The sequence below is a fragment of the Okibacterium endophyticum genome (genome assembly GCF_054780075.1).
Map to the genome: position 1 here is coordinate 1 of NZ_BAAGXA010000009.1, position 20,123 is coordinate 20,123.

General features: G+C 64.0%; 14 protein-coding genes, 1 tRNA gene, 1 other RNA gene and 2 CRISPR repeat arrays. Of the genes, 6 read left to right on the top strand and 10 right to left on the bottom strand.

The genetic code is table 11. The annotated features are described in order from the left end of the window. Positions 1 to 71: 71 nt before the first annotated feature. Positions 72 to 159: transfer RNA gene (locus ACYVF5_RS12895), tRNA-Ser, on the bottom strand. Between the two features lie 110 nt (positions 160 to 269). On the opposite strand from ACYVF5_RS12895, the gene ffs reads away from it, so the two are divergent. After that, positions 270 to 366: signal recognition particle sRNA small type (gene ffs, locus ACYVF5_RS12900), an RNA gene on the top strand. 157 nt (positions 367 to 523) lie between these two features. Here the strand turns inward: ffs and cas2e are convergent. From cas2e to casA, 7 genes are read right to left on the bottom strand one after another with little or no spacing between them, the layout of a single operon-like run. Then, the gene (cas2e, locus tag ACYVF5_RS12905; RefSeq protein WP_460947034.1) at positions 524 to 883 is read right to left on the bottom strand and encodes a type I-E CRISPR-associated endoribonuclease Cas2e; all 360 of its coding nucleotides are present in this window, start codon (positions 881 to 883) and stop codon (positions 524 to 526) included. Then, a complete protein-coding gene (cas1e, locus tag ACYVF5_RS12910) occupies positions 877 to 1,842 on the bottom strand; it encodes a type I-E CRISPR-associated endonuclease Cas1e (RefSeq protein ID WP_460947036.1) in 966 nt (321 codons plus the stop codon). The genes cas2e and cas1e overlap by 7 nt, the downstream gene beginning before the upstream one ends. Beyond that, on the bottom strand, positions 1,842 to 2,492 hold the full coding sequence (gene cas6e, locus ACYVF5_RS12915) for a type I-E CRISPR-associated protein Cas6/Cse3/CasE (RefSeq protein ID WP_460947038.1): 651 nt from the start codon (positions 2,490 to 2,492) through the stop codon (positions 1,842 to 1,844). The genes cas1e and cas6e overlap by 1 nt, the downstream gene beginning before the upstream one ends. Beyond that, a complete protein-coding gene (cas5e, locus tag ACYVF5_RS12920; protein WP_460947040.1) occupies positions 2,492 to 3,235 on the bottom strand; it encodes a type I-E CRISPR-associated protein Cas5/CasD in 744 nt (247 codons plus the stop codon). The genes cas6e and cas5e overlap by 1 nt, the downstream gene beginning before the upstream one ends. Beyond that, a complete protein-coding gene (cas7e, locus tag ACYVF5_RS12925; protein WP_460947042.1) occupies positions 3,232 to 4,350 on the bottom strand; it encodes a type I-E CRISPR-associated protein Cas7/Cse4/CasC in 1,119 nt (372 codons plus the stop codon). Before cas7e ends, cas5e begins: the two co-directional genes overlap by 4 nt. Next, entirely contained in the window at positions 4,347 to 4,997 is a 651-nt protein-coding gene (casB, locus tag ACYVF5_RS12930; RefSeq protein WP_460947044.1) for a type I-E CRISPR-associated protein Cse2/CasB, read from the bottom strand. The genes cas7e and casB overlap by 4 nt, the downstream gene beginning before the upstream one ends. Continuing rightward, a complete protein-coding gene (gene casA / locus ACYVF5_RS12935; protein WP_460947046.1) occupies positions 4,994 to 6,622 on the bottom strand; it encodes a type I-E CRISPR-associated protein Cse1/CasA in 1,629 nt (542 codons plus the stop codon). Before casA ends, casB begins: the two co-directional genes overlap by 4 nt. 337 nt (positions 6,623 to 6,959) lie before the next feature. Here casA and ACYVF5_RS12940 point away from each other — a divergent pair, with 337 nt between their 5' ends. Continuing rightward, positions 6,960 to 7,205, top strand: a complete 246-nt coding sequence (locus ACYVF5_RS12940) for a helix-turn-helix domain-containing protein (protein ID WP_460947048.1) — start codon at positions 6,960 to 6,962, stop codon at positions 7,203 to 7,205. Further along, entirely contained in the window at positions 7,202 to 8,455 is a 1,254-nt protein-coding gene (locus tag ACYVF5_RS12945) for a type II toxin-antitoxin system HipA family toxin (protein WP_460947050.1), read from the top strand. Before ACYVF5_RS12940 ends, ACYVF5_RS12945 begins: the two co-directional genes overlap by 4 nt. A gap of 87 nt (positions 8,456 to 8,542) precedes the next feature. Continuing rightward, positions 8,543 to 9,366: direct repeats of the CRISPR family, unit length 29 nt; unit sequence ATGTTCCCCGCGCAGGCGGGGATGATCCC. Positions 9,367 to 9,553: 187 nt separating this feature from the next. On the opposite strand, the gene cas3 is transcribed toward ACYVF5_RS12945, so the two are convergent. After that, the gene (gene cas3 / locus ACYVF5_RS12950) at positions 9,554 to 12,439 is read right to left on the bottom strand and encodes a CRISPR-associated helicase Cas3' (RefSeq protein WP_460947052.1); all 2,886 of its coding nucleotides are present in this window, start codon (positions 12,437 to 12,439) and stop codon (positions 9,554 to 9,556) included. 137 nt (positions 12,440 to 12,576) lie between these two features. After that, positions 12,577 to 13,276: a CRISPR direct-repeat array (repeat unit 29 nt; unit sequence GTGTTCCCCGCGCAGGCGGGGATGATCCC). Positions 13,277 to 13,376: 100 nt separating this feature from the next. On the opposite strand from cas3, the gene ACYVF5_RS12955 reads away from it, so the two are divergent. The 3 genes from ACYVF5_RS12955 to ACYVF5_RS12965 all read left to right on the top strand — a co-directional run bounded on the left by ACYVF5_RS12955 (position 13,377) and on the right by ACYVF5_RS12965 (position 19,393). After that, complete coding sequence (locus ACYVF5_RS12955; protein ID WP_460947054.1) at positions 13,377 to 15,872, top strand: phosphoketolase family protein; 2,496 nt, start codon at positions 13,377 to 13,379, stop codon at positions 15,870 to 15,872. Positions 15,873 to 16,100: 228 nt separating this feature from the next. Further along, complete coding sequence (gene pta, locus ACYVF5_RS12960) at positions 16,101 to 18,206, top strand: phosphate acetyltransferase (protein ID WP_460947056.1); 2,106 nt, start codon at positions 16,101 to 16,103, stop codon at positions 18,204 to 18,206. After that, positions 18,203 to 19,393, top strand: a complete 1,191-nt coding sequence (locus ACYVF5_RS12965) for an acetate/propionate family kinase (protein ID WP_460947058.1) — start codon at positions 18,203 to 18,205, stop codon at positions 19,391 to 19,393. The genes pta and ACYVF5_RS12965 overlap by 4 nt, the downstream gene beginning before the upstream one ends. A 257-nt stretch (positions 19,394 to 19,650) precedes the next feature. On the opposite strand, the gene ACYVF5_RS12970 is transcribed toward ACYVF5_RS12965, so the two are convergent. Then, on the bottom strand, positions 19,651 to 20,118 hold the full coding sequence (locus tag ACYVF5_RS12970) for a hypothetical protein (protein ID WP_460947159.1): 468 nt from the start codon (positions 20,116 to 20,118) through the stop codon (positions 19,651 to 19,653). Between the last annotated feature and the right edge of the window lie 5 nt (positions 20,119 to 20,123).

Genomic DNA, 20,123 nt, shown 5'->3' on the forward strand with positions numbered 1-20,123 from the left:
TGGCCGGACTCTCTCTCATAACTATCAACTATGTCGCGACTCAGATGTCATCTATGTCCCGACTCATCACATGGCGGAGGATAGGGGATTCGAACCCCTGAGGGCGTTAACCCAACACGCTTTCCAAGCGTGCGCCATAGGCCACTAGGCGAATCCTCCAGGCAGTCGCAATTCGCATTGCGACCTCAAGCATCCTACCTGCTCTCGTGGATGCGGTTCGCCACCTGCTGCCCAGTTCGCAGTCGCACGGCAGGCCTTGTAGAATGGGCAACGGCTCCTCGCGTGGCGCCATCCAGGCCAACTCCCCCAGGACGGAAACGTAGCAAGGGTAACCGGGCTCTGGCGGGTGCGCGAGGGGTCTTTTCTCTGCGCGGAGGTCCTTTCCGATGAGAGTGTGATTCCTTTCGGTCCCCGCAAGGTCGCAAGGGTGACCAGGCATGTTGTTCGCCGAGGTGCGCAAGGGCCTGTTTCTACCCGGGTCTCGTGGGCGGGTACCCGCAACTGGATTAGCCGTTCAACGTCACTACTGCGAGCGACGACGGGAGGCCATGCGGTACTTGCTCGCGTTGCTCCAGCCGGCCCTGAGCTGTGGCGTGCCTTTCGCTGCCGGATCGGCCGGGCGACGAATCAATGTCACCCCGTCGAGATCGACAGGCTCCCAATCGTGCCGGTGCACGCGAAAGGCAAGCTTCTGTTCGCCTCGGGCCGAGTGCACCATGATGGCCCGGCCATCCTTCGCAAGCTCGATCACGCGCTCCCAGAGCAGGTCGCGGACGCGTGCTGTGACATGTCCGATGAAAACACCGGCGCTCACCTCGAAAAGCCATCTGGTCAGATGGCCCCGAAGACCGGCAGGACAGGCGGTGAGAACGAGAACTACCATTCGGTCGCATCCCCTTCGAACGAGTCATACGATGTGCCGGCCGCAACCGTACGCGTGCCGCCGTCCCATAGCTCGACGACATCCGCGTCCAGCCCGGAGAAGTCCTGGTCGTCTTCGTCGGGCAGAAGCAGGCGACGGATGTCTTGGGCGCAGCGGGTGAGGATCGCACCGTCGACGACGGCGTCTCGGACCTTGTGGCGGGTCTCTGTCTCGACATCGGATACGGGCGATGCCGCGATCTGGAAAGCAATCGGGATGCTGATCTCAGCCTTGTAGAGATCAGCGACATCGAACACGAACGACCTGGCATGCCCTGTGTGCACAAAGCCGAGCCCCGGTGCGCAGCCCAGGGCGACGATGACGGCGTGCACCATTCCGTAGAGGCACATGTTTGCCGAGGTGAGCGCCGTGTTGACCGTGTCGCTCGCTTCGAAGTCTTCCACCTGGTAGTCGCGGCGCTTCCATGAAACACCGGTCTGCTCAGCGTGCTGTCGATAGACGCGGCGCACTCGCGCGCCTTCGCGGCCACGGAGCTGCTGCATGGTGAGGCCGTCAATCGTCTCGCCCGGAAACCTCATCGAATACATGGCGCGAGCCACCGCGAGCCGCGACGACTGATTCGACACAAGTCTCGCCTGGGCCTCGAGAAGCCTGCTCGACCGGGCGAGACTGCGTCCATGCGCGTAATACCGCACACCTCGCTCTCCCACCCACACAGCGGTCGATCCGCTCTCGGCCAGCAATACCATGGCTTGATGGCTCACTCTCGTGCCAGGCCCGAGCAGAAGCGCGCCAAGCGACGCAGCTGGGATATGGATTGTGCCTCGCTCATCGGTCGCCGTGATCGCGTTCTGGTCACGATGGATGGTCGCTCGTTCGAGGTAGATGAACGAGATGCGATCCTGCGCACGCACGAGCTCTGGCAGTTCGGGTGGCGGCGTCCCGCGTCGCTTGGCCATCAGGCCACCGGCACGAGGGTGAGAAGGCCGCAGCCGTAGCCTTTGGCGCGCCCGATCCCGTGAGTGAGAGCGTGCCGCAACTGATCCGGGTCGGTGACCTGGAGACGCCCGTCGAACCGAGCGGTTGAGATCGTGACCTGTCGGTTCTCACGCCGGAAGGTCTTCTTGTCACGCTGGGTGACCAGAACATCGTCTTCCCCGCTGCTTGATGACGTGACGATGAATCCGTGCCGTTCGGCTCGATCGACCAGCCAGCCCGTCTGCTGGGCGATGGTCACATGCCCGTATCGTTTGCCGTCGTCTCCGGTGCGGATAGGGTTCGCCAAGAGCCGGAAGGCCCATCGTTGGTCTGCGGCGATCCTTCCGACGAAGGGTGCGTAGTCCCGTGTCTCCCAGGTTTCGCGTGTCGGCCAGCCGGCTTGCTCGATGAGGTGGGTGAAGTCGGGTTTCTCCGGGCTCACGACGTACAACCAGATCGAGTGGCGCTCGGTCTCTTGATCGACTCGCCAGAGCACACGGCCCTCTGATGTCTCCGTCGGCGCATCGGGAGGGAAAGCGGCCAGCACCGCCGCATGCATCGCCTGCGGCGATCTCAGCAGGAACTGGGCCTGCCTTCGTGCGCCGTTGATCGCCATCCGGGTGATGAACATCAGCTGCCCCCGATCGCGGCGAAGACATCGTGCTCCTGCGGCGCGGAACGTGCACCCGTCTGCTCGGCTCCATCCGGAGTCACGCGTCGGTGATGCGCGTTTTCCACCTCGATCACGTCGCGCACCACTGTGCGCCACGCGTATTCGCGTCGTTCCTGGCTGAAGCTGATCGGCTCGTCACGCTCGGGGTCGCCATCCTCGTCCGGGTGAAGCGCATCACGATAGAAATCGAGGGTCACAGAAGAAGCGTGCGTCTGCTTCTGATGCCAGACGGATGCCCGCCATGGCTCGGCCTTCATCACCGGTGCAAGATCGCCGTCGCGGATGCCTAGAACAAGGGGGCTGGCTGGCGGGCACGAGCGCCGCCCGAAGAAGAGCGGGAACACCGGGCGCTCGATCGCGTCTGCGATCCCGTCGAGCAATGTCCGATCGGCCTGGACTCCCGCGATGAACACGGCGTCGCTGAGATAGAACCGGTAGGAGAGCGGCATCCGCTTCGCCCCGTCGAGACTGCGTGCGGTCTGGAAATCCCGGACTAGCCGCCCCGGCTGTTCGACCCTCACACCGAAGGTCATCTTCACCAGATCTTCGACTGGATCGGTGCGACGGCGTCCCTGAGCTGCCGCGATGAGGCCGAGCACTCCGCTCTTGGTCGGATATGGCTTGGTCTCGCGGCGCACGAATCGGCTCGACGCACCCCAGGACTGGAGCGGCGCCGCCAGTCGGAGCATCAAGACGCTCATGCCGGGACGCCGATCCGTTCGTTCACCACCGATGCGACGGCACCGGTTAGGTCGTCGAGTGACACGGATTGTCCGAGCGCCTCCAGTGGTTTCGTGGCCGCACCGACACGGACCACATAGCTCGCGACGGGCTCTGTCGAGTATGCGCGATCGATCTCTTGCGCGTACTCGGCGAGGCGCTCGCTCGCTGTCTTCAGTCGTCCGGAGGAATCGGTTGCCACAACGGCTTCTTCAAAGGCGCCCACCAGGTTCACCGATTGCTTCTTGCGAATGGTGACGACCACGGCCTCGGGGAGGGTGCGGTTTGCGAAGGTGTTCTGTTTGCCCGTCGGCATGCTGGTGATGAACGCCGTGAGGAAGGCCGACACCGCAGCCGAGGTGGCCTCGGCCGAGCCCAGCGACGTTGCCAGGGCATCCGCGTTCACCGTTGCATAGCGGTAGAGCGTCGATGAATTGAACTCGACGGTGCCGATCATCCCTGCGCCAGCACTGTCTTCAAGTCTCCTGTCGTCGACCGCCGTGAAGTAGTCGTATTCGTTATTGACGGCGTGGACGCTGATGGCGTGTGCGACCTGGGCTGAGGCGTCGACGTTCAGGTCGGGCGCATCCGCGACCATCCGGCCGAAGAGAGCGAGGTCGACGCTGTGTTGGCTGTCGGCCGCCGCACGCGCTGCCTTCTTGTCGATTTCCACACCGGAATGCGCCGACGCGACCGCGAGGCGAGCGAGATGCTCGATCTGCAGACGGCTCAGGAAGAGCAGGAACCCGCTCTCGGAGTATTCGTCGCCCTTGTTCTTCTTCGCGACTTTGAACCCCGCGGACGAGAGAACTGTGTCGGCGAGGGCGGATGCCTGCTCACCGGTGATCGCGTCGTCAGCTTCCGTGATCGCACCAGCGAGCAGCTCGGAGACCCGCAGTGTGCGCACGCCGAGCTGAGAGGGATCGAGCAGATCGGCGAACGCTGTCCGTGTCGCACGTTTCCAGGACTGACTCGACACTCTCGAGCGCCGGGTTCCCCCGTAGACGGCCGTCTTCGGGCTTCCCGTGTCGTCGCGGTTGAGGTTCGACGGTGGAACCGTCTGCAAGACGTGCACGTCGATGATCGTTCTGGTCATTTCTCTTCTCCGTTCGGGGTGGCATCTGAGTCGGTCGCGCTTGCGGGCGATCGGAAGTAGTAGTCACGGCCCCACTTGAGCCGCACTCCATCGGCGGAGGCCTGGCTCTGCAGGCGGGCGAGGTCGACGGCGAAACCGCCGTAGTCGAGCGGGATCTTCTTGGCACGGAACTGACCGATCATCGCCCGAGCGTGGTGGACTGTCTCCTCGAAGGCCGTCGCCGTCGCCAGGGTCTGGAATCGCCGGAGGACGGGATCCTCACCCACCTGCTTGGCCAGCGCAGACGCGGCGTGCCCGAATGACTGCCTGCGCTTGTGCGCATAGAACGCGGTCTGGGATTGTTGGTGCAGCGCGAAGAGCGTGATCGCCGCGTGCACAGCTCGTTCCTCCGCAGAGGGTCCGTCTTCGGGCCCCTGGAACTGCTGCGGGAGGCCTTCGAGGGTCTCTCGCCAGACCGACGGATCAGAGCCCGGGGCCATGTTCACTGCGCGACGCAGCTTCGCGAGCGACGCGGCCGCGTCACGAGAGGCGTTCCAATCTTGATTGACATACTTCTTCTGGATCCGTTCAACCTTGTCCGCGACATGGCTCTCGAGCTCTGCGTATCTCCCGGTCAAAGTGCTCCCGTCACTCGGCGACGTCGTCATGCTGTCAGTCCTTCGGTCTGCTGTTCGGATGATGCGAGGGCTTTGCGAACCCCCGCGTGGAACCACACGCTCGCCTTCGAGCTGTTCACAAGACCCACGGGTTTCACCTCTCTGCCGATCCAGGCGACGGAGCCGGCGGCCGCTATCAGTTCGGCCCCTTGGGCGAGAATGATTCTCTTGGCTCGCTCGAACCATGCAGCGACATCGGCGTCTGGATCAGCGATGCCTGCTCCAAACCGGGTCAGCCAGTGGCGGAACTCGAACTCGAGCGCGAAGTATGCCTGTTCCCGTGCACGATCTCGTGGGCCCGGAGCCTCGCCCCCGGCGGCCAAGGCGAGATTCCCAGCAAGCTGGCCGAGGGCATCCACCGCTCGCTCGGTAGCGCGCACGGCGTCTTCCGCCCGTGCGGCGAGCGCCGTGTCTGTCGAGGCGATCAGGCGGTATTGCAAGGTGAGGACATCGTCGATGATTTCGTCGACGGTGGAACTCTGCGTCCCGTAGCGGATGCCGTAAGCGTGCACACGAACTGCCCGGTCGTCGATGGGGTCGTCCTCCTCAGCGGCGAGACGTCGCAGCCAGTCAAGATTGCTCGCCGGCATCAGCTGCTTCTCTTGCACCGAGATGCTCTTCGGCAGGATCGCTGCGAGGCCACGCCACATCGATCTCTCCGGGTTGTGCGTCAGTGGCATGAAAACCGACCCTTGCTTGAGCTTCTTCTCTTGCGCCTCGCTGCGTCGCCAGGCCGTCATCGTCTCTTCACGGAAGCGGTTCTGCGGCTTGAGCGGATTGCCGTTGGCGATGAGAACGCCCGTGACGCGATCGTTGTTGTGCACGAGGCGGATGCGTCGGCTCTGCCAGGTGAAGAGATCCGCCGGGCCGGCTGGCGTGCGATCCTCCTCGCCCTTTATGCTGGCGGTTTGCGGGTCGCGTTCCCAGGTCGCCAGGTCGTCTTCGGTGAATGGCCTGCCATCACCGTCGCCGAGCACGAGGTTGAGCAGCAGCGTCTCCCGAAGTGTGCGGCCCTCTACAACGAGCCCACCCAGCTCGCCGGCCCATCCTGTTCCGATCGGATATCCCTTGCCGCCTTTCACCCGGTCGTCGCCCAGCGCGCCTGACTTGATGCCCGAGGGGTCGAAGGCATGGGCGTGCACGAGCCATCTCGCTGCCTCCGCGAGCCCGATGGACTCCAGGCCTGCTCCGCGACGCGTGGTGAGATAGGGGAGGCCGTTCGGAACATCGGCGATGAGCTTCTCAAGACCGGATGTCTCGCCCTTCGCCGTCCGCAGATCCGCCACCTGGTAGAAGGGTGTCTCCGGGTGAATCAGGTCGAACCGGTCTCGGTGGTCGTCGAGGTAGTCGTCGATGAGTGCCATCGGGAGCGCCGGCTCGCGCCACAGCGTCTTCCAGTCGGCGATCGGATCGGTCACCTCTGGGAGTGCGCGATACAGCACGGCGAGCAGCAACCGGGTGAGGGCGAACACCTCGCTGGGAACATCGCCTCTGATCTCCCTGATGTCGTGGGCCCGTGCCAGGGTGTCCCGTAGTGACAGTTCTTGGATCGTGCCGTCATTCTCTCTGACCATCAGCCAGGGTTCGGATGTGAGGTCGAAACTCGGAACCGACAAGACTTGCTCCTCCCGATCTGAAGAGCTAGCCTCTTTGGACAGATCATATGGGCACATGTTTATAAGATGCTACTGAAGCTATCGCGAGAAGGACGCCGGTGCAACACCCCAGTACAGGGGTCATATCCCCGATTTCGAGGAACACGCGAATGTCAATCCCGTTGCCTATGGGCACATTGGATCATCCAGACAGGAGGAAAGTCGTCGCCCTTCTAAGATTGCACAGCTAGGCGTTATCTTCCACGTCCGCCACTCCATCGTGAGATGTGTTCAATATATTGAACATACGGGCTGGAGACGATAATGTCTACTATCTTGAACGAAGAAGAAGAAGCTTATGTGGGCTAACGCGTACTCCGCCGAAGATATCGGTCGCCATATCGCCGCTCTCCGTCGTGACCGGGGCATGACCCAGACCGAGTTCGCGGAGGAGCTCGGCATTGCGCGTGCGACCCTCTCCTCCCTGGAGAACGGCGGTTCGGTCTCCGCGCAATTACTCGTCCGCGCGCTCAACCGGCTGGGCTCCCGCCTCATCATCGCTCCGAAGAGCGCGACCGTTGCCGTGAATGAGACTCTGGAATGACCATCGAGGCTCAGGCGACTCAGGTGTGGCTGCGTGACGAACTCGTCGGCATGCTCACGCCGACGCGTCGGGGGGCCACATTCCAGTTCTCCGAGGCGATCGCTGCTGAACACCGAGGGGAGCCGCTTCTCTCGGCGTCATTGCCCGTGCAGTCGGAGCCGTTCGATCCGGAACGCACGCGTAGTTGGTTCATGGGCCTGCTGCCGGAGGAACAGCAACTCGATGAGGTTCGCCGACGGTTCAATCTGTTCGGCGATACCTACCTCGATGTGCTCCGGGAAATCGGGTGGGAGTGCGCGGGAGCCGTGGTTATCGTCCCGGAGGGTGCCAACCCCACGAAGGCGGATGTCAGACCACTGAACGACGCGGATCTCGCCGAGAGACTCGTCGCCCTGCCCGCCCGGCCATACGATGACGATGCCGCACTGCGTGTCTCCCTCGGTGGATTCCAGGCGAAGATGCTCACCACGCGTATCGCGGGTGGCTGGGGTCTTCCGATCGGAGGAGCGGTCTCCACTCACATTTTGAAGCCGCAGCCCACCGCTGTGTTCCCCGGCATCATCGAGGCAGAGGCATGGGGGATGGCCCTCGCCTCCCACGTCACAGAAACCGCTCACACCGAGCTATTACCTCTCGAAGACGCACCGGCCACTCTTGTTGTTGAACGGTTCGATCGGAAGACCATCGATGGAACACTTGTCCGTACGCATCAGGAAGATGGTGCGCAGGCGATGGGCATACCTCCCGAGCGGAAGTATGCCGGCAGCGGGACGGCCTCGCGATCGGACCCGACCTTTCAGAGGATCGCAGCTCTTCTCGATCGATATGCGGACAACCCTCGGGATGAGCTGCGGAGACTCGTCGAACAGATGACCGTGAACGTCGCCGTCGGCAATACCGATGCGCACGCCAAGAACTACGGGATACTGCACACAGACGCTCGTACCATCGGCCTCAGCCCGATGTATGACGTCGTTCCTGCGACCGTCGTCAATCCACGGATGCTGGAGATGAGCCTCCGGATCGATGCGACCTTGCGGATCGACCGGATCACCGGCGAGAAGCTCATCGCCGAGGCCCGCTCGTGGGGTGTAGGCGCTAGGCCAGCCGAACGATATGTCTCAGAGACGCTGGCGCGCCTCCGAGACGCGATTCCGCTCGTGGGTGAGCGTTATCCAGATGCAGCCCCGCAACTTCCCGATGGAACGGCGGCGCGTATCGAGCGGTTGCTTAGCACGCGCCGAGAATAGCGCTCGTGCAGTCAAAGTAACGTACTGACGGATGCGAAAGTGAAGCTAAAACGGGATGTTGTTCCACTAAACTCCTGATCACGAAGTATGTTCCCCGCGCAGGCGGGGATGATCCCGCAGCCGACGCGTCGCCCTGGATGAGAACCCGATGTTCCCCGCGCAGGCGGGGATGATCCCCTTCGACACCTTCAATCCAGCTGAAATAGACAATGTTCCCCGCGCAGGCGGGGATGATCCCACGGGAACCGTAGCTGCTGCTGAAGCAGGATGGGATGTTCCCCGCGCAGGCGGGGATGATCCCACCCCCGAATGGTTGAGGCTCCGCAAAGGATTATGTTCCCCGCGCAGGCGGGGATGATCCCGCTGGTTTGATCGCGTTCTTGTACAGCCAGTCATGTTCCCCGCGCAGGCGGGGATGATCCCCACACCAACGCGAAGAAGGTCTCCCTTGAAGAATGTTCCCCGCGCAGGCGGGGATGATCCCTCACTCACCGTGAATTCGGTGAGCCAGTTGAGATGTTCCCCGCGCAGGCGGGGATGATCCCTATGGAACCGTCACCTGGCGGTCAGGCGGCGTATGTTCCCCGCGCAGGCGGGGATGATCCCTATGGAACCGTCACCTGGCGGTCAGGCGGCGTATGTTCCCCGCGCAGGCGGGGATGATCCTGGGCAGTACGAATCATCGACACAACCACCGGCATGTTCCCCGCGCAGGCGGGGATGATCCCACAGTGCCGAGGCTCAGCGCACGATCCGGTGAATGTTCCCCGCGCAGGCGGGGATGATCCCTGTGACGCTGACCTCGACCTCTTCGAGAGGCAATGTTCCCCGCGCACGCGGGGATGATCCCACACAGCGCGGCCTCGACTACGCGCGCAGCCGATGTTCCCCGCGGCGGCGGGGATGATCCCTCCGTCGGTAACCGCACGCATGCAGGTGCAAGGTGTTCGCCACACAGCTGGGGACGATCTCAAGAGACGCTACGGCCCCCAAACCGGCGCCGCTGATCACGGTTTTCCGCACCATCGCTGTCCGACGTCGAGAAGTCGCACCATTGGAGAGTGTGCACGTAGGCACACTCAATGTTCACGCCCGTCCTCAGCTCGCCACCGACTCCCTCAGCCCGGCGAAATGGTCGTACTCGAGACCTCGGCCGGCGACCTCGGCACGGAGATTCTCGTCGAGCACCAAGACCAGTTGCCCTTTGAGCAGAGGTGACTGCTGCCAGCCTGCGAACGCATTGTCCTCCAAATCGGTGATCGAGCGGCCTAACATCCAGGGTGAGCACCATTTCGGTGGCAGCCGGATACTCGAGGCTGCCACGACGCGCGCAAGATGTTCAGGCGGAGGCATCTCGGTCGGAACCACGGCACCCCCACGTTCCAGCCAATCGAGCACGCGAATCTCGTCCTCGACCCGTTGAACGACGAGCACCTCGATGCTCTCGTCGGTGTCCCGCACCTGAGCCTGCCCCTCCACCGAATCCTCGTCGACCGAGCCCGCTCCGGCGTGAAGCCAGCCGACGAGAGAAGGGTAGGCACCCGGCTCTCCCATCAGGAATGTCTCGGCGCGCCGCTCCCGCATCGCGATCTCGCGACGCCAGTCTTGCTCGGCCTCGCGCAGGGCATCCGCCCACTCGCCCGTTGCGGCATATCCGGAGCCGTGAGCGGCCCGGACGAGTGGCGCGATCTCACCGGGAAGCTCGACGTTCGTGCGCCTCGCGTCTCCATTGAGCAGATGAAGTGTGCGGAGGAGGGGGAAGTCCCCATAGATCTTCGCCGATGCCGTGATCGGGCGCGGCAGATCGGCGTTCCAATCCTCCACTCCGGCAATGACGAACCGGGGTTCTCCCAACGACGCCGACCGATTGGCACGATTGTGCCTGTGCAAGCGGCCCATCCGTTGCAGCAGCAGATCCATCGGGGCAAGGTCGGAGACCATGAGGTCGACATCGATGTCCAAGCTCTGCTCCAGCACCTGGGTGCCGACAACGATCACCGGCCTGCTGCCGAACCGGACGCTGTCGACCGGGCCTGAAGCAGTGGTCGGCCCGAGCAGATCGCGGAGTTCTTGCTCGAGACGCATCCGGTCCGTCGCAACGAACCGTGAATGAAGGAGCACGACATGGGCATCCGGCATCCTCTCGCGCAACGAGTTCGCCGTGTCTTGTGCTCGTTGCACGGTGTTGCGGATGACCGCGACGGAGCCCCCTCCGCTGAGCTCAGTCGCGAGCAGCCCGGCGAGAACGTCGAGTTCATCGGGAATCCGTTTGAGCTGGACGACCGTGCTCCGCACCTCGGAGGGCACAGGCATGACCCTGATGTCTCCGCTCACGGTCACGCTGGTGATGAGCGGATAGGACTCCTCCTCGAGAACGCGCGGCCACCTCGGCCCGGACGGCGGCGAGGCGGATGTCCGTGATCGCCGAGTGCGTTCGAGGAACGGCAGGGGCTTCTCTTTCTCTACAGGCTCCGGCCGGGCATAGGCGTCCATCAGCGAGTGCCTGACCTCGGGCGTGAGGGTTGCCGACAGCACCACTGTCGGTATCTGATATGCGCCGAACCAGCGCAATGCGCGCCGCAGGTACACAGACATGTACTCATCGTTCGCATGCACCTCGTCTATCACCACTACTTTGCCGGCGAGCGCGAGATGCCGCAATGCCACGTGCTTCGATTTGAGCGCTGAGAAGAGCAGCTGGTCGATGGTGCCGACAACGAAGTTGGCCAGCACGCCACGCTTACGGCCGCTCAACCACTGGTGGGCGATGACCCATGCCTCGTTGGCAATTCCGTGATTCTCATAACCATCGTCGATCGGGTTCAGTGCACCTACACGGGCGAGCTGCTGATATTCCTCGTTCAGGCGTGCTTTCCCATGGGCGAGGAACGCGGATTGCACGGTACTGCCCCGTTCGTCGGGCAATCGTCTCACCCACGAGTGCATTCGGCTGAACATCGCGTCGCTCGTTGCCATCGTGGGGAGCGCTATGAAGCATCCGCCCGCCCCAAATTTCTCTGCGAGCACTTCGGCGGCGATCAAGGCTGCTTCCGTTTTGCCGACGCCCATCGGTGCTTCGATCACGATCAGCGCGGCCTCGGTTGTCGTCTGGGCAACGTCTAAGGCCGATATCTGTATTGGGCGGGCTCGTGCATGCGGGGGCAGTGCGAAGCGTTCATGCAGGATGCCGTCGGCAGTGACGTCGACCTTGGCCGGATGCCACGGGTGCGGCAGGTCGAGCTGCTCCCAAGCGTCGGCCACTCGTTCACCAGCGGGTCGAGCGTCTTCGAACGGAAAGAGGTCGCTGCTGGCGATCCAGTCCGCGACGATCACGATGGCAGTGACGAGCACCTGGACAGTTCTGCTCAAGGGGCGTTCTGCCCACGTCGCGAGCAACGGACCGACCTCTGCGAGAGAAGCCGCGTACTCCGCGAGCTCGGTCTGCACGGATCGCCACTCTAGGCTGTCCCCCAGCCATTGCGGACGCCTGCCCGTTGCCTCGTGGAAAGCCGTCCGCTCAGGTGGAACGCCATGGTGTCCGCCGACAATTACCGTGTACGTCTCTGCGGCCTGCGGTGACCACCCGTTCTCTTCGACCAGCCACCGTTGCAGAAGGATCTGGCTGGCCAGCGAATGAGGAATGTGCTTGCGGGCCTCATCGATGGGCCCAGTCGGGAATACGAGCCCATTTCTTCTCATCTCGTAAGCACAGCTTTCGACCTGCGCGGCGAAGGCCGGGCTCGCCTTGCCAAGGTCATGGCTACCAGCAAGCCACGCAACGAGTGCTCGTGCGTGCGACATGTCACCCCCGAGGTCCAAGGCGATCTGCGAGATCACAGTTGGAGGAAGCCACTCATCGAAGAGCTTGCCGGCGACGTGGGCGCTGTCTCCCATATGCGTGGCAAGCGGTAGCGAGAGACTGTCTTCTCGGCGATATTTGCCCCATACGGAGTGAGCTGCAGGGCTGAGGGAACGATGCGACATCTGTGCTCTTTCGGTCAGTGCTCACGATATCGCCCTAATCATCCGACATTCCGTCAGGTTGAATACGATGTCAAAGCGAAGCTAACAAAGTGAAGCTAAACCGGAAGGTGTGTCAGCTACACTCCTGGTCAGCAAGTGTGTTCCCCGCGCAGGCGGGGATGATCCCACGATCACGCTCACTGAGGCGGGTCTTTACGAGTGTTCCCCGCGCAGGCGGGGATGATCCCGATCGCGATTCGCCGGCTCTTGTCGAAGATGTGTGTTCCCCGCGCAGGCGGGGATGATCCCCAGGCGCACCCTTTCCGTGAAGGAAACGGTAGGTGTTCCCCGCGCAGGCGGGGATGATCCCGAAAAGATGGACAAGCGGGCGAAGCATCCGCGGTGTTCCCCGCGCAGGCGGGGATGATCCCAGTCCTGGCGTGAACGTGTACCCCATGTTGCTGTGTTCCCCGCGCAGGCGGGGATGATCCCTGCAACGGCGGGATGATCAACTGAAGCGCCCCGTGTTCCCCGCGCAGGCGGGGATGATCCCGCGCAGCAGACCTTCGTGATCCCGAAGGCTGAGTGTTCCCCGCGCAGGCGGGGATGATCCCTTGAGTCCCCACCGCTTCGCTATCGCGTTGGTGTGTTCCCCGCGCAGGCGGGGATGATCCCACGTAGCTCTCGCCCTCGGGAGACCCAGTGACGTGTTCCCCGCGCAGGCGGGGATGATCCCGCGAAAGCGGAAGAGGTCGCGTCGAAGTCGAGGTGTTCCCCGCCCAGGCGGGGATGATCCCGCGATCATCGTCGACGAGAACGATGTCGGGTCGTGTTCCCCGCGCAGGCGGGGATGATCCTCTGTTCAGGGGGGCAGCTCCTGATTAGGCTGGCGACGTACGCGTCACCAGAGGTCGCCGCGCCTGGCTCGGCCCTCACCGACCTGCCGATGGAGCCCACAATGCCCGAGCACAGTGTCAGTACAGAGACGAGCATCACATCCAGCCGCATCGATGGTGTGCGCCACAACAACGGGCCCGATCACGAGCTCGCGGTCGTGGACGCCTGGTGGAGGGCGGCGAACTACCTGTCGATCGGGCAGATCTACCTGCTCGACAACCCGCTGCTCACCACACCGCTCGCAGCCGAAGACGTCAAGCCGCGGTTGCTCGGTCACTGGGGCACAACACCGGGGCTCAATTTCATTTACGCGCATATGAACCGGGTCATCCGGCAGCGCGACCTCAACACCTTCTATCTCACGGGTCCCGGTCACGGTGGCCCAGGGCTGGTTGCCAACGCCTGGCTCGAGGGCACCTATTCCGAGCTGTACTCGGCCATCGACCGCAACGAAGACGGTATGCGCAGGCTGTTCCGCCAGTTCTCGTTTCCCGGTGGCATCCCGAGTCATGTCGCGCCAGAGACGCCCGGCTCGATCCACGAGGGCGGTGAGCTCGGCTACGCCCTCAGTCACGCGTATGGCGCGGCCTTCGACAATCCAGACCTCATCGTCACAACGGTGATCGGCGACGGAGAGGCCGAGACCGGCCCCCTGGCCACGGGCTGGCACGGCAACAAGTTCCTCAACCCCGCCACAGACGGCGCCGTGCTGCCGATCCTGCACCTGAACGGCTACAAGATCGCGAACCCGACGGTGCTCGCGCGCATCCCAGAAGACGAGCTGCTCGAGCTGATGCGCGGCTACGGGCACAAGCCCTACATCGTGAGCGGCGGCTTCGACGGCGAAGACCCCATGCGGGTGCACGAACGCATGGCCGACGTGCTCGACCAGGTGCTCGACGACATCGCCGAGATCCAGGCGGATGCCCGTGGCGAGGCGGGCGGTTCGGCTGACGTCCCGGATCCAACTGCAGACATCGCCCCGCGCTGGCCGATGATCATCCTGCGCACTCCGAAAGGGTGGACCTGCCCGGCCGAGATCGACGGCAAACCCGTTGAGAACACCTGGAGGGCGCACCAGGTGCCGCTCGCGAGCGCCAGGGACACCCCGGCGCACACACGGATTCTCGAGGAGTGGTTGCAGAGTTACCGTCCGCATGAGCTGTTCGACGACAGCGGCGCCCCCGCCGACCTGGTGCAGCGCAACGCACCGCTCGCCGAGCGCCGGATGAGCGCGAACCCGCACACGAACGGAGGAGTGCTGAGGCGTGAGCTACGCCTGCCCGATTTTCGCGACTATGGCGTCGACGTGCCGGCCCCCGGTGAGGTCAATGGAGAAGCGACTCGTGTTCTGGGGGAGTGGCTGGCCGATGTCATCCGCGAGAACCCCGAGAACTTTCGTATCTTCGGACCTGACGAGACCGCATCCAACCGGCTCGCGCCAGCCGTCTACAAGACGACGGACAAGCAGTGGATGGCCGGTGTTCTGCCCGTAGACGACAACCTCGCGCGCTCCGGACGCGTGATGGAGGTGCTGAGCGAACACCAGTGCCAGGGCTGGCTCGAGGGCTACACGCTCACCGGCCGGCACGGGCTCTTCACCTGCTACGAGGCCTTTGTGCACATCGTCGATTCGATGTTCAACCAGCACGCGAAATGGCTCAAAGTCGCCCGTGACCTGCCGTGGCGGATGCCGATCCCGAGCTTCAACTACCTGCTCACCTCGCATGTCTGGCGGCAGGACCACAACGGGTTCAGCCACCAGGACCCGGGTTTCATCGATCACGTCGTCAACAAGAAGGCCGACGTCGTGCGGGTCTACCTGCCGCCTGACGCGAACACCCTTCTCTCGACCTACGACCACTGCCTGCGCACCACGGACTATGTCAACGTCGTTGTCGCCGGCAAGCAGCCGAGCCCGCAGTGGCTGAGCATGGATGAGGCCGTCGCGCACTGCGCGCGCGGGGTCGGGGTCTGGGACTGGGCGGGAACAGAGGTCGACGGCGACGAGCCGGATGTGGTGCTGGCGTGCGCGGGCGACGTGCCCACCCTCGAGGTGATCGCCGCCGCCTCTCTGCTGCGCCAGCACCTGCCGGAGCTGCGCGTGCGTGTGGTCAACGTCGTTGATCTGATGAGACTGCAGAGTGAGCGGGAGCATCCGCACGGCCTGCCCGACCGCGAGTTCGACACCATCTTCACCACCGACAAGCCCGTCGTCTTCGCGTATCACGGGTATCCCTGGCTGATCCACCGGCTGACCTACAAACGCGCGGGGCACAACAACCTGCACGTGCGCGGCTACATCGAGAACGGCACAACGACAACGCCTTTCGACATGGTCATGCTGAACGATCTCGACAGGTATCACCTGGTGATGGATGTCATCGATCGTGTAGACGGACTCGGCTCGCGTGCCACGATGGTGCGGCAGGCCATGCAGGATGCTCGTATGCGCGCTCGCGCATACACACGCGAACACGGTGAGGACATCCCCGTGGTGGCGAACTGGTCGTGGCAGCCGTCGGTGACGGGCGAACCGCAACCGCAGATGGACTGAACCCTCGTTGGTCGAGCTTGTCGAGACCAGGGCAGGTTTCGACACGGGCGCTCGTTGCTCCCGGCCTGCACAACCACCGGTGTGGCCTCAGCGGTGGGCGAGCTTGTCGAGACCCATACCGTGCGCGCGACTCAGTCTGGCCGCTGCACGTTGCTCCGCACATCGCTCGGTCCGCCACCCTCTACGCACTGTAGATTAGGAGCAACGCGCTTACACACTGGGGGTTTCATGGCCCGTTCGATCTACATCACGTCAGCCGAAGGGCACACGGGCAAATCGACTATCGCTCTCGGCACCCTCGACACGCTCTCGCACCGCGTGCAGCGCGTCGGAGTGTTCCGCCCGGTCGCCCGCTCCTCAGACGAACCCGACTATGTGGTCGAACTGCTGCGACAGCACGAGAGCGTCGACCTCGCCTATGAGGACTGCATAGGCGTCACCTACGACGACGTGCGCGAAGACACGGATGCCGCCCTGTCGCGGATCGTGCAGCGCTACAAGTCGGTCGAGGCACAGTGCGACGCCGTGGTGATCCTCGGCTCGGATTACACAGACGTCGGAAGCCCGACAGAACTCGGCTACAACGCCAGAATCGCCGCGAACCTCGGCGCTCCTGTGCTTCTGGTGCTCGGCGGACGCGCAGGCCAGGGTTCCGGCGAACGGCTCGGGCTCGCCGATCCGCGCACACCGGCCGACATGCAGAACATCGCCGAGATGTCGATCGCCGAGCTGACAGACGCGCACGCGAGCCTGCTTGCCGTCATTGCGAACCGTGCGGATCCAGACCACCTCGACGAGATCGTGAGCGAGATCGAGGCCTTCGCCCAGGGGGTTCCGGTGTGGGCGATCCCCGAAGATCCCTACCTCGTCGCCCCGAGCATGCAGTCGATCATGGATGCCGTCGACGGCGAACTGCTGAAGGGTGAGCCTGCGCAGCTGGCCAGGGAGGCCCTCGGTGTCGTGGTCGCCGGCATGAGCATGGTCAACGTGCTTCCCCGCCTCATCGAGGGCGCTGTGCTCGTCGTCGCCGGCGATCGCACCGAGGTGCTCGTCGCCGCGATGCTCGCGCAATCCTCCGGGGTCTTCCCCTCGATCTCGGGCATCGTGCTGAACGGCGGGTTCGACCTGCCCGAACCGATCGAGCGCCTGCTCGACGGCCTCGGCCCGGCGCTGCCGATCATCCGCACCGAGTTCGGAACCTACGACACCGTTGTGCGCATCACCCGCACCCGCGGTCGGCTGGCGGCGGACTCCCAGCGCAAGTACGACTCGGCGCTGGCGCTCTTCGAGAAGCACGTGGACGCATCCGCTCTGCTCGACCGGCTGAACGTCGCCGAGACGAGTGTGGTGACCCCGCTGATGTTCGAGTACGCACTGCTCGAGCGTGCCAGGTCGAAGCGCAAGCACATAGTGCTTCCCGAGGGCGAAGACGACCGCATCCTGCGGGCCGCGCACACTCTGCTCGCGCGCGGGGTCGCCGATCTCACCATCCTGGGCGAGACCTTCGAGGTCAGGTCACGGGCGATCGAACTGGGCCTCGACATCTCGAAAGCCGAGGTGCTGTCGTCGTATGACCCCGTTCTCGTGCTGAAGTTCGCCGAGGAATATGCCCGCCTGCGTGCGCACAAGGGCATGACCGTCGAACAGGCGCGCGACATCGTGACCGACGTGTCGTACTTCGGCACGATGATGGTGCACATGGGTCTCGCAGACGGCATGGTCTCTGGCGCGACCCACACGACGGCGCACACCATCCGCCCCGGTTTCGAGATCATCAAGACCAAGCCGGGCGTCGACGTGGTGTCCTCGGTGTTCCTGATGGCGCTCGCAGACCGTGTTCTCGTCTATGGCGACTGCGCGGTGATCCCGGACCCCGATGCCTCACAGTTGGCCGACATCGCGATCTCGTCCACCGAGACGGCCGAGCAGTTCGGCATAGAGCCCCGGGTGGCGATGCTGTCGTATTCGACGGGCAGCTCCGGCACGGGAGCCGATGTCGAGAAGGTACGTGAGGCGACGGCGCTGGTGCGGTCCAGGCGCCCTGACCTGCCCGTCGAGGGTCCGATCCAGTACGACGCTGCAGCGGATGTCGCGGTGGCCGCGGCGAAAATGCCCGATTCGGCCGTGGCTGGACGCGCAACCGTCTTCATATTCCCCGATCTGAATACAGGGAACAACACCTATAAGGCCGTGCAGCGGTCGGCTGGCGCGGTCGCCATCGGTCCGGTGCTGCAGGGTCTCAACAAACCGATCAACGACCTGTCCCGCGGCTCCCTCGTGAGCGACATCGTGAACACCGTGGCGATCACGGCGATCCAGGCGGCCGGCTCATGAGCTGTGTGCTCGTGGTCAATTCGGGATCGTCGTCGTTCAAGTACCAGCTGATCGACATGGACCACGAACGCACACTCGCCTCAGGCCTCGTGGAGCGCATCGGTGCGTCAGACGGTCATGCGTCCCACATCAACGCCGACGGCGCCACGACCGAGCGTGACCTCGACATCCGGGATCACACCCACGGATTCGAGGTCATGCTCGACGCATTCCGGGCTGACGGGCCATCGCTCGACGAGCATCCGCCTGTCGCCGTCGGGCACCGTGTTGTGCACGGAGGCAAGCGCTTCTTCGAGCCCACCATCGTGACGGACCTCGTCAAGATCAACATCGAAGACCTCGCCGAACTCGCCCCGCTGCACAACCCGGCGAACCTGCAGGGCATCGAGGCCGCCCAGAAGACGTTCGCCGACGTGCCGCACGTTGTGGTCTTCGACACGGCGTTTCACCAGACGCTTCCGCCGGCGGCATACACCTATGCCCTGGACGCCGGGGTGGCCGAGAAGTACAGGGTGCGGCGATACGGCTTTCACGGCACGTCGCACAAGTATGTCTCCGAAGCCGCCGCGCAGTTTCTGGGGCGCCCGCTCGACGAGATCAATCAGCTGGTGCTGCACCTCGGCAACGGCGCGTCGATCACGGCTGTCGCCGGGGGCGAGTCGGTCGAGACGTCGATGGGCATGACGCCGCTCGAGGGCCTCGTGATGGGCACGCGCACGGGTGACATCGACCCGGCCGTGCTCGTTCATCTGCACAGGAGGGCGGGGATGAGCGTCGACCAGCTCGACGACCTCGTCAACCGACGGAGCGGACTGCTCGGACTCTCTGGTGTCGGCGACATGCGAGATCTGCAGCGCCTGGCCGACGAGGGCGATCAGGCGGCGCGGCTCGCGCTCGACGTGTATGTGCACAGGCTCAAGGGGTACGTCGGCAACTACTACGCGCAGCTCGGTCGGGTCGATGTGATCTCGTTCACGGCAGGTGTCGGAGAGAACAGCCCACTGGTGCGACGCGAATCGCTCGCCGGGCTCGGGCGGCTCGGCATCGAGATCGACGACTCGCGCAACGAATCGGGCTCGCGCGGGGTGCGGGTGATCTCCGCAGACGCGTCAGAGGTCACGGTGCTCGTCGTGCCGACCGACGAAGAGCTCGAGATCGCTCGGCAGACGCTCGCCACGGTGGGGTGAGCGGTGCGATAGCGGTGCAGGCGTGCCGCGCTCGGCGCTCGTGCAGAACTTCGGAGTTTCTCCCACAGCATCCCTGTTTTGCGCGGATTGTCCTTCGAACCTGGCCGATCTCCGCAGTTGTGCCCGCCACCCCTTCTGGCACCGGGCTCTGTTCTGCGTGCCATCGTGCACAGCTTCGGAGGCTCAGCCGCAACGCCGCCGCTACGCCCGGTTTTGGTGCTCTGCAGCAACGATCTCCGCGGTTGTGTACGAGCAGCTCAACCGATGAGCATCCGCTCGATGGCCGCGAGAGTCAACGACCATTGGTCGAAGATGTGCGGGCGGGCGATGCGCAACACACGGATGCCATAACGTTCGACACGCAGGTCTTTGGTGCGGTCCGGCAGAAACCGGTCTGGGCCGTGCCAGCGCTCACCGTCGGTTTCGACCCCCACGCGCTCGTCCACGAGCAGGTCGAGAGCACCGGCGCCGGGAACATGGACCTGCGTTCGCACGCGGTGGCCCGCCTCGACGAGCAACAGTCGCGTGTGAGTCTCATAGCCGGACTGCGCGCCACGATCCAGCTTGTCGATCATCGGTTTGATTCGCGCCGGCACACGCGAGATGATCTCGTCGAGTTCCCCTTCGCCGATGTAGAGCTGATGGAGCGACGACTCGAGGCTGGCGAGCCAGTCCGCCGGCGAGAGACACGTCACCGCCTGCAGGAGTGCGTCGACGGGAGACACTTCTC

Excerpts from the sequence above, each read along its gene's own strand:
- cas2e (WP_460947034.1), bottom strand. The coding sequence starts at position 883 with ATGGTAGTTCTCGTTCTCACCGCCTGTCCTGCCGGTCTTCGGGGCCAT.
- cas1e (WP_460947036.1), bottom strand. The coding sequence starts at position 1,842 with ATGGCCAAGCGACGCGGGACGCCGCCACCCGAACTGCCAGAGCTCGTG.
- cas6e (WP_460947038.1), bottom strand. The coding sequence starts at position 2,492 with ATGTTCATCACCCGGATGGCGATCAACGGCGCACGAAGGCAGGCCCAG.
- cas5e (WP_460947040.1), bottom strand. The coding sequence starts at position 3,235 with ATGAGCGTCTTGATGCTCCGACTGGCGGCGCCGCTCCAGTCCTGGGGT.
- cas7e (WP_460947042.1), bottom strand. The coding sequence starts at position 4,350 with ATGACCAGAACGATCATCGACGTGCACGTCTTGCAGACGGTTCCACCG.
- casB (WP_460947044.1), bottom strand. The coding sequence starts at position 4,997 with ATGACGACGTCGCCGAGTGACGGGAGCACTTTGACCGGGAGATACGCA.
- ACYVF5_RS12940 (WP_460947048.1), top strand. The coding sequence starts at position 6,960 with ATGTGGGCTAACGCGTACTCCGCCGAAGATATCGGTCGCCATATCGCC.
- ACYVF5_RS12945 (WP_460947050.1), top strand. The coding sequence starts at position 7,202 with ATGACCATCGAGGCTCAGGCGACTCAGGTGTGGCTGCGTGACGAACTC.
- cas3 (WP_460947052.1), bottom strand. The coding sequence starts at position 12,439 with ATGTCGCATCGTTCCCTCAGCCCTGCAGCTCACTCCGTATGGGGCAAA.
- ACYVF5_RS12955 (WP_460947054.1), top strand. The coding sequence starts at position 13,377 with ATGCCCGAGCACAGTGTCAGTACAGAGACGAGCATCACATCCAGCCGC.
- pta (WP_460947056.1), top strand. The coding sequence starts at position 16,101 with ATGGCCCGTTCGATCTACATCACGTCAGCCGAAGGGCACACGGGCAAA.
- ACYVF5_RS12965 (WP_460947058.1), top strand. The coding sequence starts at position 18,203 with ATGAGCTGTGTGCTCGTGGTCAATTCGGGATCGTCGTCGTTCAAGTAC.